This window comes from Pseudomonas sp. GW460-12-10-14-TSB1 (assembly GCF_017349775.1).
In the GTDB taxonomy this organism is placed as follows: Bacteria; Pseudomonadota; Gammaproteobacteria; order Pseudomonadales; family Pseudomonadaceae; genus Aquipseudomonas; species Aquipseudomonas piscium.
In genome coordinates this window covers 145,172-163,007 of sequence record NZ_JACNAC010000001.1, presented here as the reverse complement: position 1 = coordinate 163,007, position 17,836 = coordinate 145,172, and the positions used below count along the sequence as shown (strand labels likewise).

Here is a 17,836-nt window from a genome sequence, read left to right as displayed (position 1 = left end):
GAAAATGATCGGCTCATGCGCAAACCACGCGCATGGGCGACGAAGCGAAAAGCCTGAAACCGGCTTCGCCACTCACTTTCCTCGAAAAAACCTGTCGAGTCGTTCAACTCGCCGTCTTGCACCAACAACCACAATCAAACGTGCAGACGCAAAAAAGCCGGGAATTTCCCGGCTGCCGCATCATACACTCGTTTTCCCAAAGGATCACCCCGCCAGACACTTTAGCCGCCCGGCGGGGCGATTCAGGTCAACGTCGCATCAAGGCTTGGCCTTTTCCAGGTAACGGAAAAAGTCGCTGCTTGGGTCGAGGACCATGACGTCGGATTTGTTCGCGAAGCTTTCACGATAGGCACGCAGGCTACGATAGAAACCGTAGAACTCCTGGTCCTGACCGTAGGCCTTGGAGTAGATGGCTGCGGCCTGGGCATCGCCGTCACCGCGAATCTCTTCCGACTCACGATAGGCTTCAGCCAGCAGTACGCGGCGCTGACGATCGGCATCGGCACGAATACCTTCAGCCAGCTCGTTACCCTTGGCGCGGTGTTCGCGAGCTTCACGCTCACGCTCGGTGCTCATACGCTCGAAGACGCTGCGGTTCACTTCCTTCGGCAAGTCGATGGTCTTGACCCGGACATCGACCACTTCGATGCCCAGCTCTTTCTCGGCCATCTTGTTGAGCGAAGCCGTGATATCCGCCATCAGCGCATCACGCTCACCGGACACCACTTCGTGCAGGGTGCGCTTACCGAACTGGTCACGCAGGCCCGACTCCAGACGACGGGAAAGACGCTCGTCGGCGATCTGCTTGAGGCCGGAAGTCGCGGTGTAGAAACGCTCCGCATCCTTCACGCGCCATTTGGCATAGGCATCGACCATCACGGCTTTCTTTTCCAGCGTCAGGAAACGCTGGGTCGGTGCGTCCAGGGTCATCAGGCGAGCGTCGAACTTACGCACCTGGTTCACATAGGGCACTTTCACATGCAGGCCCGGCTGAACGTCAGCCTGGACCACACGACCGAACTGCAGCAACACCGCGCGCTCGGTCTGAGCCACGATGTAGAAGCAGTTCCAGGCAGCGATCGCCACGACGACGCCGACGATAAGGGCGATCAGCGATTTATTGCTCATCAGCGACTCTCCCTGGTACGCGCTTGCTGTTGCTGCAGATCAGCTGCCGCACGCGCATTCGCTTCGTTGCTGCTGGCTGCTGCGCCAGTCACCGGAGCACTGGTGCTGCGGCCACTCTCGACCATTTTGTCCAGCGGAAGGTACAGCAGATTGCTCTGGCCGTTCTTGTTGCCGGTCACGAGAACCTTGCTGGTATTGCTGAAGACTTCCTGCATGGTGTCCAGGTACAGACGCTCACGAGTGACCTCAGGCGCCTTGCGGTACTCGGCCACCAGCTTGGTGAAGCGATCGGCCTCACCCTTGGCGCGGGAAACCACTTCGCCACGGTAACCGTTGGCATCCTCGATGATGCGCTGGGCCTGACCACGGGCTTCCGGCACGACGCCGTTGGCATAGGTTTCAGCCTGGTTGCGCGAACGCTGCTCGTCTTCACGGGCGCGGATCACGTCATCGAAGGCTTCCTGCACTTCACGCGGTGCCGCTGCGCTCTGTACGTTCACCTGAGTAACAGTGATACCGGTGCGATAGGTATCGAGGAAACGTTGCAGACGCTCCTTGATCTCGCTGGCCATCAATTCACGACCTTCGGTCAGCACCTGATCCATCGCGGTGGAACCCACTACGTGGCGCAGGGCACTGTCGGTGGCGTGCTGCAGGCTGATTTCCGGCTGATCGACGTTCAGCACGAAGTCCTGCAGGTTGCTGATCTTGTACTGCACGGTCAGCGGCACTTCGACGATGTTTTCGTCTTCAGTCAGCATTTGACCCTGCTTGGTATAGGCACGCTCACGCGTGACGTTTTCCATGTACTTGCGATCGATCGGCGGGAAGTAGATGTTCAGGCCCGGGCCGACGGTTTCATAGTACTTGCCGAAGCGCAGCACCACGGCCTGCTCCTGCTCGTCCACGACATACACCGCGCTGTACAGCCACACGGCCGCCAGCACGGCCAGACCGATACCGAGTAGGCCGAGACCGCCGCCCTTACCGGAACTGCCACCATCGTCACCACGTTTCTTACCACCACCGAACAACCCATTCAGGCTTTCCTGCAGCTTGCGGAAGGCCTCGTCGAGATCCGGTGGCCCCTTGCGGTCGCCATTGTTGCGGCGCTTACCACCCCAAGGATCCTGATTATTCGAGTTGCCACCCGGCTCATTCCAAGCCATAGCGCTCTCCATCTGATAAAGCAAAGACGCACCCACGGCGCGCCGACCAATGCTACAGAATGCCTGCTACAGCGGCACAACCGCTTTCTCAGGCTTTTATTGCAAAGTGTGTTGCTCGATGAACTCCAGCGGCTGCATGCCTTCGCGGCTTACCAGTCGATTCAACTCGACTCGTGGCAAGCGGACAGCCAGCAGGCTGACGCCTTCCTCGTCGTGATCTTCTTTCTGCACCGCGCCCAACTCGAAGAACTGCGCTCGCAGTCGAGCAAAACGCTGCGGCAAGCGCAAGGTGCCTACAAACAAATCCTCGCCCAGTAGCTCGGCAATGGCCTGCTTGAGCAAGTCCAGCCCCTGCCCCTCACGAGCCGACAACCAGACCCGCTGCGGCTTGCCGTCGGCATCGCGCTGGATCTGCGGGTCTACCCCCTCGAGCAAATCGAGTTTGTTATAGACCTCCAGTATCGGCAAGTCCTGGGCTCCGATCTCGCCGAGCACCACCATGACCTGTTCGATCTGGGCCATGCGCTCGGGCTCATGGGCATCGATCACATGCAACAGCAGGTCGGAGTTGCTCGACTCTTCGAGCGTAGCCCGAAACGCCTCGACCAGTTTGTGCGGCAGGTGACGAATGAACCCCACGGTGTCAGCCAGCACGATCGGCCCCAGATCGTCCAGCTCGAGCCGGCGCAGGGTCGGATCGAGGGTGGCGAACAGTTGGTCGGCCGCGAATACATCGGACTCGGTCACGGAGTTGAACAAGGTGGATTTGCCGGCGTTGGTGTAGCCCACCAGCGAGACCGAGGGGATATCGGCACGCTTGCGCCCGCGACGGGCCTGCTCGCGCTGGCTGCGAACCTTCTCCAGCCGGGCCTTGATCTGCCGCAGGCGAATCCGCAGAAGTCGCCGGTCGGTCTCGAGCTGGGTTTCACCCGGGCCGCGCAGCCCGATACCGCCTTTCTGCCGCTCAAGGTGAGTCCAGCCACGAACCAGGCGCGTACTCATATACTCAAGCTGGGCCAGTTCTACCTGGAGCTTGCCTTCGTGAGTGCGGGCGCGCTGGGCGAAAATGTCGAGAATCAGACCCGTGCGGTCAATCACGCGACACTCGAAAATGCGTTCGAGGTTACGTTCCTGACTGGGTGTGAGGATGTGATTGAAAATCACCAGGTCGACCTGTTCGGCTTTGACCAGGTCGCGTAATTCTTCGACCTTGCCGCTGCCAACCAGGTACTTGGCGGTTGGCCGATGACGCGGCACGTTAACAAACGCGACGGTCTCGGCGCCGGCCGATATTGCCAACTCCTGAAACTCCTGCGGATCTTCGCGCGCCTCAGGGTCCTGACCATCCAAGTGAACGAGAATTGCACGTTCACCACCACCGTGGCGCTCAAAGAACAAAGGAGACTCCTATCAGGCGTTACCTGGCTCAGCGTCACCCTGTTCGGATTCGGATGCGCTAGGCAGGCGAATTGGACGAACCGGTACCACTGTCGAGATAGCGTGCTTGTAAACCATTTGGCTGACGGTGTTCTTCAGCAGGATGACGAACTGGTCGAAAGACTCGATCGTACCTTGCAGCTTGATCCCGTTGACCAGATAGATGGAAACCCCAACTTTCTCTTTACGTAAAGTATTCAAGTAAGGGTCTTGTAGCGAATGCCCTTTTGACATGTGCCGCACTCCTTTAAGGATCAATAATAAAAAATCGGAAAACAGATGGCTAAAACCGCCCCACCCCCAAGGATAGACGGCAATTGCAAGGACTCAGCTCAATATGGAGACCGTTCCCAGGTATTTCAAGGCGCGTGGCAGATTGTCGCAATCCAGGCTGTCCAGCCAGTGTAAATCAGCCCAGCTGCGTAACCAGGTGAACTGGCGCTTCGCCAATTGGCGCGTGGCAATGATGCCGCGCTCCTGCATCTCGGCGAATGTCAGCTTGCCATCCAGATGATCCCAGACCTGTCGGTAGCCTACAGCACGTATAGACGGCAACCCGGCATGCAGGTCACTTCTAGAACGCAGAGCTACGACCTCGTCGACGAATCCCTGTTCCAACATAATTGTGAATCTTTGTGCAATGCGCTCATGCAGTACCTGACGGTTTGCCGGGGCAATGGCCAAGTTCGCGACAGTATAGGGCAATTGTCCCCGTCCCGAAGCGGCTGCTTCAGTACTTTGCGCAGATTGTCGCAGTCTATGGGCGGTCATGCTCAGGCCGCTGACCCGATAGACTTCCAGCGCCCGGGTCAGGCGCTGCGGATCATTGGGATGAATCCGCGCCGCCGATTCGGGGTCGATTGCCGCCAGTTGGTCGTGCAGGGCCTGCCAGCCAAGGCGCGCAGCCTCTTCTTCCAGCTCGGCGCGAACCTGTGGGTCGGCCGGCGGCATGTCGGCCAGGCCTTCGAGCAAAGCCTTGTAATAGAGCATCGTGCCGCCTACCAGCAGCGGAATCTTGCCGCGTGCGGTGATATCGGCCATCGCCTCCAGCGCATCGGTACGGAAATCCGCCGCCGAATAACTCTCGGCCGGGTCGAGAATGTCGATCAGGCGGTGCGGAAATTCGGCCAGGATTTCCTTGGAAGGCTTGGCGGTGCCTATGTCCATGCCGCGGTAGACCAGCGCCGAATCGACGCTGATCAGTTCGCAAGGCAAAACCTTGGTGAGTTCGATGGCCAGGTCGGTCTTGCCAGCGGCAGTCGGGCCCATCAGGAAGATCGCTGGGGGAAGCTGGCTCATCAACGACCGCGCAAGAAGAGTTTGTCCAGATCGTCCAGGCCCAATTGGGTCCAGGTCGGCCGGCCATGGTTGCATTGACCGCTGCGCTCGGTGTTTTCCATGTCGCGCAACAAGCCGTTCATTTCCGGCAGGGCCAGACGGCGATTGGCCCGGATCGCACCGTGGCAGGCCATGGTACCCAGCAGCTCGTTGAGGTGCGCCTGGATACGGTCGCTGGTGCCGTACTCCATCAGGTCGGCCAGGACATCATGCACCAGGCGGTTGGCTTCTGCCTGCTTGAGCAAGGCCGGAATCTGCCGGATCGCCAGCGACTCCGGCCCCAGGCGCTGCAACTCGAACCCCAGGCGCTGGAACCAGCTGACGTGCTCCTCGGCACAATCCGCTTCGCGCTGGCTGACAGCGATCGACTCTGGCACCAGCAGCGGCTGGCCACTCAGGCCTTCGCTGGCCATCGCCACCTTCAGGCGCTCGTACATGATCCGCTCGTGGGCCGCGTGCATATCCACCAGCACCAGGCCCTGGGCGTTTTCCGCGAGGATATAGATCCCTTTGAGCTGCGCCAGCGCATAACCCAGCGGCGGGATATCGCCCTGGGCATCCGGCAAGGCCGCAGCCCCGGACTCAGGCAAGGGCGCGAAGAACTCGCGATAGGCGCTTTGCGCCTCGGCCGCCGGCAGCACTGGCTGCGGACGCGGCGTGTACTGGTACTGATAACCCGCGCCCGAGCCAGCCCCCGGCGGGTTGAAGGCCGGTTGGGCTTGCGGCTGTTCCAGCGTCATGTTCGCCGCCAGGCGCATTTCACCCTGGGGGCCGAACTCGCCAGCCTCGATCCCGCTCGGCCGCACTATGCCAGCGACCGCTGCCGGCGCCGCCAGATGGTCTTCCGGCCGGACATCGCCCAGGGCGCGGTGCAGGGTGCCATAAAGGAAGTCGTGGACCATGCGCCCGTCACGGAAGCGCACTTCGTGCTTGGTCGGGTGCACGTTGACGTCGACCACCGCCGGATCGACTTCGAAGAACAGCACAAAGGTCGGATGCCGACCATTGAACAGCACGTCGCGGTAAGCCTGGCGCACCGCGTGGGCCACCAGTTTGTCGCGCACCGCGCGACCGTTGACGTAGAAATACTGCAGGTCCGCCTGGCTGCGGGAAAAGGTCGGCAAGCCTACCCAACCCCACAGATGCAAACCGTTACGCTCGACTTCGATCGGCAGCGCCTGCTCGAGAAAGCCCGAACCGCACACCGCCGCTACCCGCCGCGCACGCGCCACATCATCGTTGGCCTCATGCAGGCTGAGGACGCTTTTACCGTTGTGGCGCAGGTGAAAGGCCACATCGAAACGCGCCAGGGCCAGGCGCTTGATCACTTCCTGCAGATGATCGAACTCGGTTTTCTCAGCCTTGAGAAACTTGCGCCGGGCCGGGGTGTTGAAGAACAGGTCGCGGACTTCCACCGAGGTACCGACCGGGTGTGCCGCCGGCTGCACGCGCGGCGCCATGTCGCGGCCTTCGGTTTCCACCTGCCAGGCCTGATCGGCCTCGCGGGTGCGGGAGGTCAGGGTCAAGCGGGCGACCGAGCTGATGGACGCCAGTGCCTCACCACGAAAGCCCAGGCTCATGACCTGTTCCAGGTCCTCGAGGTTACGGATCTTGCTGGTGGCGTGACGCGCCAGGGCCAGCGGCAGATCGTCCGCGGAAATCCCACTGCCGTCGTCACGCACCCGCAGCAGTTTGACACCCGCCTGCTCGACGTCCACATCGATGCGCTTGGCGCCGGAGTCCAGGCTGTTCTCCAGCAACTCCTTGATCACCGAGGCCGGACGCTCGACCACCTCGCCGGCGGCAATCTGGTTCGCCAGTCGCGGGCTGAGCAGCTCGATGCGGGCGCTGCTGATTACTGCGTCATTCATTCCTTGGCCGCCAGTTCTGTACCCGGGATGGTGAGGGTCTGACCGATTTTCAGCTCATCGCTGCTCAGGTTGTTGGCGCTGCGCAAGGTGGCGGCGGAAACCTGATAACGCACGGCGATCATCGCCAGGGTTTCCCCCGGGCTCACGCGGTGGTCGCGAGGCCCCTGGGCAATCTTCCCGGAATCACGCAGCCAGGCGATGTAGGTGCCCGGTGGAGGGTTCTGCTGGAAGAACTGCCGCACGCCGCTGCTGATGGAGCGCGCCAGTGCCTGCTGATGGCTGACAGTGGCCAGCTTGGAGGCTTCGTTGGCGTTGGAGATAAAGCCGGTTTCCACCAGGATCGACGGAATGTCCGGAGACTTGAGCACCATGAACCCGGCCTGTTCGACGCGCTGCTTGTGCAGCGGGGTGACCCGGCCGATGTTGCTGAGCACTTTCTGGCCGACGTTGAGGCTGGAAGTCAGCGAGGCCGTCATGGACAGGTCCAGCAATACGCCGGCAAGCATCCGGTCCTTGTCATCGAGGCTGACGTTGCCGGCCCCGCCGATCAGGTCGGAACGGTTTTCGCTGTCCGCCAGCCAACGGGCCGTCTCGGACGTGGCGCCACGGTCGGAGAGCGCGAACACCGAGGCCCCGAAAGCCGCGCGGGACGGTGCCGCGTCGGCGTGGATCGAGACAAACAGGTCAGCGCCTTTCTTGCGCGCGATCTCGGTACGACCGCGCAGCGGGATGAAGTAGTCACCAGTACGGGTCAGCTCGGCGCGGAAGCCCTTGAGGCCGTTGATCTGGCGCTGCAGCTCACGGGCGATGGCCAGTACCACGTCTTTCTCATGCTGGCCGCGAGAGCCGGAGGCGCCCGGGTCCTCGCCACCGTGACCGGCATCGATGACCACGACGATATCGCGCTTGCCGGCCGGGGCAGGTGGCAGCTTGATCTCAGGCTTGGTCGGCGTTACCGGGACGGCCGGCACGGTCGCGACATTCGGCGCGGGTGGCGGCGTCGGCGCTGCATCCGCCGGGTTGTCGAACAGGTCGACCACCAGGCGATTACCGTATTGGGCATTGGGCGTCAGGGTAAAACTCTTGGGGGTGACAGCCTTTTTCAGATCGACGACCACCCGCAGGTCGGTGGGCGTGCGCTGGGCCGAACGCATGGCGGTAATCGGCGTATTCGCCGTGGAGACATTCAGCGGCCCGCCGAGGGTCGCACCGTTGATATCGATCACCAGACGATCAGGGGCCGTCAGGGTGAAGACGCTGTGCTGGACCGGACCGGACAGGTCGAATACCAGTCGAGTGTTATCCGGTGCCCGCCACAGGCGAACGCTACGGACCTGTGTAGCGGCCAGAGCGTCGACGGCCAATGCCGTAAGCAACAGTCCTACGACAGCAACCAACGCGCGAATGCGCATACCTAACCCCATCAATTATTTGAATTCCAACGCCAAAGCGGCACACCAGGCCTCGCCACGCGAGCCTTGCGACAACAAATGCAGGGAACGCCCGCTGTTATGCGGGCTAATGGTAATGGTCAGGTCCGGCTTTGGCAAAAAGCCCGCACCACGCTGGGGCCACTCGATCAGACATAGAGCATCACCCTCGAAGTAATCGCGGATGCCGAGAAACTCCAGCTCCTCAGGATCGACCAGGCGATAAAGATCGAAGTGAAAGGCCCGCACATCGCCGATCTCGTAGGGCTCGACCAGGGTAAAGGTCGGGCTTTTCACCGCACCGGCATGTCCCAGGCCACGGATGAGGCCCCGGGACAACGTGGTTTTCCCCGCCCCCAGATCGCCTTCCAGAAAGATCACGCCCAGCCCTTGAGTGATCTGCGCCAGGCGCGCGCCAAAGGCGATCATGGCGTCTTCGTCTGCCAGATACAGGGTTATTTCAGACACGGTGCTTGCTCCTCCAGCAACTGACGAATGGCCGGAATCAGATCGCTGGCCGCCAGCCCCCGGCCCAATTTGCCTTGATGCTCGCCCGCGACGGCATGCAGCCAGACCGCCAGGCAAGCGCTATCGAACGCCGGCATCCCCTGGGCCAGCAGCGCCCCGACCAGACCGGCCAGCACATCCCCCAACCCCGCCGTGGCCATGGCCGGATGCCCCCGGTCGCAGCGGGCCAGGCGGCCATCAGGGCTGGCGACCAGACTTCCGGCGCCCTTCAGGACGGCAACAGCTGTGTATTTTTTGCTCAACGCTTGAGCGGCGGCCGAACGATCCGCCTGTACGTCCGCAGTGGAGACTCCCAACAGACGTGCGGCCTCCCCCGGATGCGGGGTGATCACGCTGTTCGGCGGCAAGGTCAAACCGCCCTTGGCCAGCAGATTGAGCGCGTCGGCGTCCCACACCTGGGGCCGTGGCGCATTGGCGGCGGCAGACAACAGGCTGCGCCCCCAGGCCGCCTGCCCCAGACCGGGGCCCGCCACGATGATCGAGGCCTGCTCCAGCAAGCCCATCAACTGGTTGGCCGAGTCGGTGCCCTGGGCCATGACCTCCGGAATCCGCGCCAGAGCGGCCGCAACGTGCTCGCTGCGCGTCGCCAGAGACACCATCCCGGCACCGCTGCGCAAGGCACTCTCGGCGCAGAGCAGGGCCGCACCGCCAAAACCTCGATCGCCGCCGATCAGCAACAGATGCCCGAACTGGCCTTTATGGGCGTTTGGCGAACGGGCAGCCAGCCGCGGCAACGTGCCGGGCGTCAGCAGCTGAATGTCGGGTAAAGGGTGTTTTGTCTGCGGCATGCGTCTTCGGGCTCCGATGTCTGGCAGAATTATACGCACCTCAGCCCCGGTTTCTCTCGCCTCATGCCTGCCATTACCACCGATCTGCCCGCCCTCGCCCAATCGATCAAGGATTGGGGCCGCGAGCTGGGCTTTCAGCAAGTCGGCATCAGCGGCCTGGACCTGGCCGAGCATGAACAGCACCTGGAGCGCTGGCTCGAAGCGGGCTACCACGGCGAAATGGACTACATGGGCGCCCACGGCAGCAAACGCTCCCATCCGGACGAACTGGTGCCTGGCACCCTGCGTGTGGTGTCCCTGCGCATGGATTACCTGCCCGGCGACACCCAGATGGCGCAACGCTTGGCCCAGCCGGAAAAAGCCTATGTCTCGCGCTACGCCCTGGGCCGCGATTATCACAAGCTGATCCGCAAGCGCGTGCAGCAACTGGCCGAGCGCATCCAGAAGGAAATCGGCCCGTTCGGCTATCGCGCCTTCGTCGACAGCGCCCCGGTGCTGGAAAAAGCCATCGCCGAACAGGCCGGGCTCGGCTGGATCGGCAAGAACACCCTGGTGCTCAACCGCAAGGCCGGCAGCTACTTCTTCCTCAGCGAACTGTTCGTCGACCTGCCATTGCCGGTGGACGAGCCCCACGCCAGCGAGCATTGCGGCCGCTGCACGGCATGCCTGGACATCTGCCCGACCAATGCCTTTGTCGGCCCTTATGTACTGGACGCCCGGCGCTGCATTTCGTACCTGACCATCGAACTGAAAAATGCCATTCCCGAAGACCTGCGCCCACTGATCGGCAATCGGGTGTTCGGCTGCGACGATTGCCAGATCGTCTGCCCGTGGAACCGCTTCGCCCGCCCTTCCGGCGAAGGCGACTTCAAGCCACGGCATAACCTCGACAATGCCGAACTGGCCGAACTGTTCATGTGGGACGAGGACAAGTTTCTCAGCAGCACCGAAGGCTCGCCGCTGCGCCGCGCCGGCTACGAGCGCTGGCTGCGCAACCTGGCGGTGGGGCTGGGCAACGCGCCGTCGAGCATTCCGGTGCTGGAGGCCCTGAAGGCACGTCGGGACTACCCGTCAGAACTGGTGCGCGAACATGTGGAGTGGGCGCTGAAGCAACACGCCAGCCGTCACTGCTCGTCGTTGTAGACGAACTTGGGCATTTCCCAGTGGAAACGGATCGCCAGCAGGCGCAGTAGGAAACCGCCGAACAGGGTGATGAGGATCGACTGCTCGCCGGGCAACTGCAGATAGATGCAGAGCATGTAGCACCAGGCCGCGGCGAACGAGACGCTGGCATACAGCTCGCGACGGAAGATCAACGGAATATCGTTGCAGAAGATGTCTCGCAGGATGCCGCCGAACACCCCGGTAATCACCCCGCTGACCGATGCCACCACCATGCCGTGGCCCATTTCCAGCGCGGTCATGCAACCGATCAGGGTGAACGCCACCAGCCCCACGGCGTCGAGCACCAGAAACAGCGAACGCAGATGGCGCATCAAGGGCGCGATAAAGATGGTCACCAGGGCCGCGACCGAGGTCAGCACCAGGTATTCCGGGTGCTTGACCCAGGTCAGCGGGTAATGCCCCAGCAGCACGTCACGCACCGAACCGCCGCCCAGGGCCGTGACGCAGGCGATCAACACCACCCCGAACCAGTCCATGCCGCGACGACCGGCAGACAAGGCGCCAGTCATGGCTTCGGCGGTAATGGCAATCAGGTAAAGCATCAGCAGCATGATGGCGGTCCTTACAGGAAGGCGCGCAGTCTACTCAGTTGCTGCTGGCACCAAAAGGGGGCGCCAGCTGGAATTGCTGGAGAGTGCAACGCGCCTATCGCGGACAAGCCTCGCTCCTACGGATCACGCGGACTTGTAGGAGCGAGGCTTGCCCGCGATGAGTTCAACGCCGAACCATCAGAGCTTGATGAAGTGCTTGCGGTAATGCTGCAGCTCGGCGATGGACTCGCGGATGTCGTCCAAGGCCAGGTGGGTGCTGCCTTTCTTGAAGCTGTCGCGCACGTCCGGCGCCCAGCGGGCAGCCAGTTCCTTGAGGGTGGAAACGTCAAGGTTGCGGTAGTGGAAGTAGCTTTCCAGCGCCTTCATATGGCGATACAGGAAGCGCCGGTCCTGGCAGATGCTGTTGCCACAGATCGGCGACTTGCCCTTGGGCACCCACTGTTCCAGGAAAGCGATGGTCTGCGCTTCGGCTTCAGCCATGCTGATGCGGCTTTCACGCACGCGCTGGGTCAGCCCCGAGCCGCCGTGCTGACGGGTGTTCCACTCATCCATGCCGGCGAGAATTTCGTCGCTCTGGTGGATGGCGATGACCGGGCCTTCAGCCAAGGTATTGAGATTGCTATCGGTGACGATGGTCGCCATCTCGATGATGACGTCGGTATCAGGGTTCAGACCGGTCATTTCCAGATCGATCCAGATCAGATTCTGCGGGTTTTGCATGTGTGGGCTCCTCGGCGTAGTTGCGCAGTTTAGCCTAGAGGGACCTGCTGGCGTGCTAAACTCGCGGCCGTTTTACCTAACCGCCGCATTCTCGACACGGAACACCAATGGCCAAACGCCAGCTCAATCGTCGCCAAAACTGGCGCATCGAAAAGATTCAAGGCGAACGCGCCGCCCGCGCCGCCAAACGTGAATCCTCTGCCGTGGAAGCACTGGAAGGCGGCGATCTCGGCCCCGAACAGACCGGCCTGGTGATCGCCCACTTCGGCGTGCAGGTCGAGGTCGAGGCGCGCGAAGGCGAACTGGCCGGCCAGGTGTTCCGCTGCCACTTGCGCGCCAACCTGCCGGCGTTGGTGACTGGCGACCAGGTGGTCTGGCGTCCGGGCAACCAGGGCATCGGCGTGATCGTCGCGCAACTGCCGCGCCACACCGAACTCTGCCGTCCGGACAGCCGCGGCCAGCTCAAGCCGGTCGCTGCCAACGTCGACATGATTGTGATCGTCTTTGCCCCGCTGCCCGAGCCCCATGCCAACCTGATCGACCGTTACCTGGTAGCGGCCGAACATGCCGGCATCCGCCCGCTGCTGCTGCTCAACAAGTTCGACCTGATCGACGAGCAGAACGCCCCTGCCCTGAACGCCCTGCTGGCGGTCTATCGGCAACTGGGCTATCCAGTGCTGGAAGTCTCGGCCCACCACGGCAATGGCATGGAACAGCTGCAAGCGCAGCTGGACGGACGGATCAGCGTATTCGTCGGCCAGTCTGGCGTGGGCAAGTCGTCGCTGGTGAACAGCCTGCTGCCGGACGTCGAAACCCGCGTCGGCCCGTTATCGGAACTGTCCGGCCAGGGCACCCACACCACCACCACCGCGCGCCTGTTCCACTTCCCGGGCGGCGGCGAACTGATCGACTCCCCGGGGATTCGCGAATTCGGCCTGGGCCACGTCAGCCGCGCCGATGTCGAAGCAGGTTTCATCGAGTTCAACGACCTGTTGGGCACCTGCCGCTTCCGTGACTGCAAGCATGACCGTGAACCGGGCTGCGCCCTGCTCAAGGCCCTGGAAGATGGCCGGATCCAACAGCAAAGGATGAACAGCTATCGCTCGATCATCGCCAGCCTGCCGGACAGCAGCTACTAATAAGTAGCCCCACGCAGAAACAAAAAAGGCCGCGATGATCGCGGCCTTTTTTATCGAGCACTCTTTAACAGAGCCTGCTTTTACCCATCACCGCGCAGCGGGAGGCGTAGCTGCGGGGGCAGCCGCGCCCTCGGTCTTCGGTGCAGCGTCGTCGAAGATATTCAGGCGCTCGCGCAGCTCATGGGCCGGCAAAGGCTCCTGCTCCGGGGGCAAGGCGTTCGGATCGGCCGGCACTTCACCCGGGGCGCCCTGGCCCTGGGTCGGTGCCGGAGCCTCGGGAGCGACTTCACCTTCGATCGCGCGCTGGGCCTTCTTGGTCAGCACCACGATGTCGATACGCCGGTTGATCGGATTGAACGGATCCTTGCGATCGAACAACGACGACGAGGCATAACCCACCACACGAGCCACTTGACCGTCCGGATAGCTACCCGCCACCAGCGCCCGACGCGCGGCGTTGGCACGGTTGGCCGAAAGCTCCCAGTTGCCGAAATCGCCAGTGCCCGCGTAAGGCTTGGCATCGGTGTGACCACTGATGCTGATCTTGTTCGGCACCGCCTTGATGGTGTCGGCCATGGCCAGCAGGATGTCCTCGAAGTACGGCTTCAGACGCGCACTGCCGGAGTCGAACATCGGCCGGTTTTCCGAATCGATGATCTGGATACGCAGGCCGTCCGGAGTGATCTCGAACAGGATCTGGTCCTTGAACTTCTGCAACTGCGGGTTTTCTTCGACCTTGTTCTGCAACTCCTGCAGCAACAGCTCCAGACGCTCTCTTTCCACCTGCTCGGCCATGCTCTCGACCTGATCGGTGTCGACCGTAACCTTGTCCGGCTGCGGCTGCGACTTGATCTCGGGGTTGAGCGTATTTTCCGGCGCCAGCTCGGGAGAACCACCCAGGTCGATGATGTAGGGCGTGCCGCTTTCCGAGAAGCCGATCGGGTCCTTGAAGTAACCGGCGATGGCGATCTTCTGTTCCGGGGTGGCGGTGGACAGCAGCCACAGCACCAGGAAGAACGCCATCATCGCCGTGGCGAAGTCGGCGAAGGCGATCTTCCACGCCCCGCCGTGATGCCCGCCGGCAAAGCGCTTGACGCGCTTGATGATAATCGGCTGATTGTTTTCCATGGCTTAGCGACCGCGAACCGCTTGTTCCAGCTCGGCGAAGCTTGGACGGTGCGCCGGGTACAGCACCTTGCGCCCGAACTCCACGGCCAGCGATGGCGGCATGCCGGAAGCCGAGGCCACCAGGGAAGCCTTGATGGCTTCGTAGACGTTCAGCTCTTCCTTGGCGTCATGCGCCAGGGAATGGGCCAGCGGGCCGAAGAAGCCGTAGGCCGCGAGAATACCGAAGAAGGTACCGACCAGCGCCGCACCTACGTGCAGGCCGATGGACTTCTGGTCGCCGTCGCCCAGGGACGCCATGGTCACCACGATACCCAGTACCGCCGCGACGATACCGAAACCCGGCATGCCGTCGGCGATGCCGTTGACCGCATGGGACGGATGCTCGAGGTCTTCCTTGAGGCTGAACAGCTCCATGTCGAACAGGCCTTCCAGCTCGTGGGGAGCCATGTTGCCGGAGGACATGATGCGCAGGTAGTCACAGATGAACGCGGTCATGCGCTCGTCTTTGAGTACGGATGGGTACTTGGCGAAAATCGGGCTGGCGGCGGCGTCTTCGATATCGCCCTCGATCGCCATCATGCCTTCGCGACGGCTCTTGTTGAGGATCTCGTAGATCAGCCCCAGCACTTCCAGGTAGAAGGTCTGGGAAAAGCGCGAACCGAACATCCCCAAGGACTTCTTGAGCACGTGCATGGTCATGTAGCCGGGGTTTGCCTGCAGGAACGCCCCCAGCGCGGCGCCACCGATAATCAGCACCTCGAAAGGCTGGATCAGGGCGGCAATCTTGCCGTGAGAAAGCACGTATCCGCCGAGCACGCTCGCGAACACGACGATGATGCCGATAATTTTAGCCATAGGTAGGAAGGTACTTACTGAGTCGGGTTCAAGGTCATATTCGGAAGTTCTTAAAACTCTTCTTCTACTTATCGGCAAAACTGCGCCAGACTATAGGCCGTTAAGGCGAAAAGCCAGTTTGGCCCGCTCTGGGCGTGTTACAGCAGACGATGATTGCGCCCAGCCATGTCTAATGAAACGACAGTCCCAACTACCGCCCCCCACTCCCTTGAATCCTGGATAAAGCTGCTTGACGCGGTCCGCTTGCCGGTGCCGCAAGCCAGCCACGATAGGGTCTGCCAAGCCATCAGGGACAATCGCAGCTCGCTGCGCGACATTGCCGACCTGATGCAGGACAGCCCCGCGCTGGCCCTGAGCGTGATTCGCGAAGCCAATCGCCACACCCACGGCAGCATGAGCGAGCCGGCCGAAAACCTCGAGATCGCCCTCAACCGCCTGGGCCTCGCGCGTACCGAAGAATTGCTCGCCCGCCTGCCTGCCCAGCCCGAGCAGGAGATCCCGGTCGGGCTGCGCCAGCTGCAACTGATCAGCCAGCACGCGACCCAACAGGCCAACGGTTTTTTCGCCGGGCGCCTGGCCAGGCTCTGGCAGGACATTCACTGGGGCAGCCTGCTGTTTCTCTCGCCGCTGTGGCCCTTGGCGCTGACCTATCCAAAACTGCTCGAAGAGTGGGAGTTGCGTGTCGTCCACAAGGCCGAACCGGCCCAGGAGGTCGAGCAGCAACTGTTCGGCGTCGGCCTGCTTCAGCTGGGCCAGGCCCTGGTGGAGGTCTGGCACCTGCCGATCTGGGTACAGCAAGGCTACCGCCTGCTGATCGACGAGCAGGACCAGTTGGTCAAGGCTCTGCATATCGCCCGGGACAACGCCCATCCACTGCACCAGCAACAATGCCTGGATGCCGATCCGGCCCTGCAGCGCTGGCTGAACCAGCCGGCCAACAGTGTATTGCTGGCCAACGCCCTGGCCCTTTCGGCGCAAGAGTCCTGGACCGGCCCGCACTGCATGCGCTGGCAATACCTGACCAGCCTGTACCTGCAGATGTCGATGGACGAGCTGCAACAACAGTTGCACCAGCAAGCCGCGCAGAGTGCCCGGCATCACCATATGCCCGACCTGTGGCACCCGGCCGAGGCACTGCTCTGGCCCTGGGAGGCCCGGCGTGTGCATCGCGGCGAGCTCCCGGTCGCCGCGCCAACCGCCGAAGACCTGGCCAAATGGCGCAAGCAGTGCAGCGAACTGCTGGTGGAACCCAGCCGCTTCAGCAACGCCATGCACCTGACCACCTTTGCCCGCGACGCCCTGGTGGCGTGCGGCATGCGCCGGGTGATGCTGTTGATGATCGACCGCACCCGGACCCAGTTGCGGGTGCATCAGATCGCCGGGCTGCCCGCGCAAGCCTCGAGCCTGATGCTGACGATCGACCAGAGCAGCGTATTGCAGCGGCTGCTGGACGCCCCGGCGCAAGTACGCCTGACGCCGACCAACAACGCCCAGTTCTCCGCCCGCCTGCCCGCCAGCCTGCGCACGCTGTTTCGTGGCGAGCACCTGCTGATGCGCTCGGTACCTAGCAATGGCCGGGTGATCATGCTGATCGTCGCCGACCAGGGCGGCCAGCCCTTCTCGGAAATCTCCGTACAGGCGTTCGGCAAGACCGCCCAGTGCATCGAAAAGGCCCTGCACAGCTTTACCAACCGCAGCCGCTGACGCTTGCGCTACAATCCCTCCCTTTGTGCCCTGGAGACCTCACATGCCTGACTTCTCTGGCTTGCCGCTGGTGATCGAGCCGAGCGACCTGCTCCCTCGCCTGGACGCCCGCGAACTGATCCTGGTGGACCTGACCAGCGCCGCCCGCTATGCCGCGGGCCACATCCCCGGCGCGCGTTTCGTCGACCCCAAACGCACCCAACTCGGTCAGGCGCCGGCGCCAGGGCTGATGCCGCCACAGGCGGCCCTCGAAGCCCTGTTCGGCGAACTGGGGCATAACCCGGACGCGCTCTACGTGGTCTACGACGACGAAGGCGGCGGCTGGGCCGGGCGCTTCATCTGGTTGCTGGATGTCATCGGCCACTCCCGCTACCACTACCTGGACGGCGGGCTGCTGGCCTGGCTGGCGGACGGCCTGCCGGTCTCGAATGAAGTCCCGGCAGCCGTCGGCGGCCCTGTCGCCCTGACCCTGCACGACGAGCCGACCGCCACCCGCGAATACCTGCAAAGCCGTCTTGGCGCGGCCGACCTGGCAATCTGGGATGCTCGCGGCCCATTGGAGTACTCAGGGGAGAAAGTCCTCGCCGCCAAGGGTGGGCATATTCCAGGCGCGATCAACTTCGAGTGGACCGCCGGCATGGACCAGGCGCGCAACCTGCGGATCCGCGGCGACATACCGCAGATCCTCGAACAGCTCGGCATCAGCAAAGACAAAGAAGTGATTACCCACTGCCAGACTCACCATCGCTCTGGCTTCACCTATCTGGTGGCCAAGGCGCTCGGTTATCCGCGGGTCAAAGGCTATGCCGGTTCCTGGGGCGAATGGGGCAACCACCCTGACACGCCCGTAGAGATTTAAAGGTTT

At 62.5% G+C, this 17,836-nt stretch carries 17 protein-coding genes; 4 read left to right on the top strand and 13 right to left on the bottom strand.

Annotated elements, in window-relative coordinates; all coding sequences use genetic code 11:
- Positions 1–258 precede the first annotated feature (258 nt).
- From hflC to J4D52_RS00665, 9 genes are all read right to left on the bottom strand, one after another.
- Complete coding sequence (hflC, locus tag J4D52_RS00705; protein WP_007921367.1) at positions 259–1,128, bottom strand: protease modulator HflC; 870 nt, start codon at positions 1,126–1,128, stop codon at positions 259–261.
- A complete protein-coding gene (hflK, locus tag J4D52_RS00700; RefSeq protein ID WP_025808075.1) occupies positions 1,128–2,297 on the bottom strand; it encodes an FtsH protease activity modulator HflK in 1,170 nt (389 codons plus the stop codon). The genes hflC and hflK overlap by 1 nt, the downstream gene beginning before the upstream one ends.
- 96 nt (positions 2,298–2,393) lie before the next feature.
- Positions 2,394–3,695, bottom strand: a complete 1,302-nt coding sequence (gene hflX, locus J4D52_RS00695; RefSeq protein ID WP_025808077.1) for a ribosome rescue GTPase HflX — start codon at positions 3,693–3,695, stop codon at positions 2,394–2,396.
- A 12-nt stretch (positions 3,696–3,707) separates the two neighbouring features.
- A complete protein-coding gene (gene hfq / locus J4D52_RS00690; protein WP_007921378.1) occupies positions 3,708–3,968 on the bottom strand; it encodes an RNA chaperone Hfq in 261 nt (86 codons plus the stop codon).
- A 93-nt stretch (positions 3,969–4,061) separates the two neighbouring features.
- Complete coding sequence (gene miaA, locus J4D52_RS00685) at positions 4,062–5,033, bottom strand: tRNA (adenosine(37)-N6)-dimethylallyltransferase MiaA (RefSeq protein WP_025808078.1); 972 nt, start codon at positions 5,031–5,033, stop codon at positions 4,062–4,064.
- Complete coding sequence (mutL, locus tag J4D52_RS00680) at positions 5,033–6,943, bottom strand: DNA mismatch repair endonuclease MutL (RefSeq protein WP_063428003.1); 1,911 nt, start codon at positions 6,941–6,943, stop codon at positions 5,033–5,035. The genes miaA and mutL overlap by 1 nt, the downstream gene beginning before the upstream one ends.
- Positions 6,940–8,367, bottom strand: coding sequence for an N-acetylmuramoyl-L-alanine amidase (locus tag J4D52_RS00675; protein WP_196762704.1), 1,428 nt, complete (start codon positions 8,365–8,367; stop codon positions 6,940–6,942). The genes mutL and J4D52_RS00675 overlap by 4 nt, the downstream gene beginning before the upstream one ends.
- A gap of 3 nt (positions 8,368–8,370) precedes the next feature.
- The gene (gene tsaE / locus J4D52_RS00670; RefSeq protein WP_025808080.1) at positions 8,371–8,841 is read right to left on the bottom strand and encodes a tRNA (adenosine(37)-N6)-threonylcarbamoyltransferase complex ATPase subunit type 1 TsaE; all 471 of its coding nucleotides are present in this window, start codon (positions 8,839–8,841) and stop codon (positions 8,371–8,373) included.
- Positions 8,829–9,689: an NAD(P)H-hydrate dehydratase gene (locus tag J4D52_RS00665; RefSeq protein WP_063428001.1), complete on the bottom strand. Its 861-nt coding sequence runs from the start codon at positions 9,687–9,689 to the stop codon at positions 8,829–8,831. The genes tsaE and J4D52_RS00665 overlap by 13 nt, the downstream gene beginning before the upstream one ends.
- A gap of 63 nt (positions 9,690–9,752) precedes the next feature.
- On the opposite strand from J4D52_RS00665, the gene queG reads away from it, so the two are divergent.
- On the top strand, positions 9,753–10,832 hold the full coding sequence (queG, locus tag J4D52_RS00660) for a tRNA epoxyqueuosine(34) reductase QueG (RefSeq protein ID WP_025808083.1): 1,080 nt from the start codon (positions 9,753–9,755) through the stop codon (positions 10,830–10,832).
- Here queG and J4D52_RS00655 read toward each other — a convergent pair.
- On the bottom strand, positions 10,814–11,428 hold the full coding sequence (locus J4D52_RS00655) for a trimeric intracellular cation channel family protein (protein ID WP_169915460.1): 615 nt from the start codon (positions 11,426–11,428) through the stop codon (positions 10,814–10,816). The two genes, queG and J4D52_RS00655, sit on opposite strands and share 19 nt — an antisense overlap.
- Before the next feature lie 174 nt (positions 11,429–11,602).
- On the bottom strand, positions 11,603–12,145 hold the full coding sequence (orn, locus tag J4D52_RS00650) for an oligoribonuclease (RefSeq protein WP_007921399.1): 543 nt from the start codon (positions 12,143–12,145) through the stop codon (positions 11,603–11,605).
- A gap of 107 nt (positions 12,146–12,252) precedes the next feature.
- On the opposite strand from orn, the gene rsgA reads away from it, so the two are divergent.
- Positions 12,253–13,284 carry a small ribosomal subunit biogenesis GTPase RsgA gene (gene rsgA / locus J4D52_RS00645; RefSeq protein WP_009046685.1) on the top strand — a complete coding sequence of 344 codons (1,032 nt, stop codon included), beginning with the start codon at positions 12,253–12,255 and terminating at the stop codon, positions 13,282–13,284.
- A gap of 87 nt (positions 13,285–13,371) precedes the next feature.
- Here rsgA and motB read toward each other — a convergent pair whose 3' ends face one another.
- Together motB and motA are read right to left on the bottom strand one after the other, a co-directional pair.
- Positions 13,372–14,412: a flagellar motor protein MotB gene (gene motB / locus J4D52_RS00640; RefSeq protein ID WP_025808085.1), complete on the bottom strand. Its 1,041-nt coding sequence runs from the start codon at positions 14,410–14,412 to the stop codon at positions 13,372–13,374.
- A gap of 3 nt (positions 14,413–14,415) precedes the next feature.
- Positions 14,416–15,267, bottom strand: a complete 852-nt coding sequence (motA, locus tag J4D52_RS00635) for a flagellar motor stator protein MotA (protein ID WP_007921402.1) — start codon at positions 15,265–15,267, stop codon at positions 14,416–14,418.
- Positions 15,268–15,432: 165 nt separating this feature from the next.
- Here motA and J4D52_RS00630 point away from each other — a divergent pair, with 165 nt between their 5' ends.
- Positions 15,433–16,971 (top strand): HDOD domain-containing protein, encoded by a 1,539-nt coding sequence (locus J4D52_RS00630; RefSeq protein ID WP_063427997.1) that lies wholly within the window; start codon positions 15,433–15,435, stop codon positions 16,969–16,971.
- Positions 16,972–17,014: 43 nt separating this feature from the next.
- Positions 17,015–17,830, top strand: a complete 816-nt coding sequence (gene rhdA / locus J4D52_RS00625; RefSeq protein ID WP_063427995.1) for a thiosulfate sulfurtransferase — start codon at positions 17,015–17,017, stop codon at positions 17,828–17,830.
- The last annotated feature ends 6 nt before the right edge of the window (positions 17,831–17,836 follow it).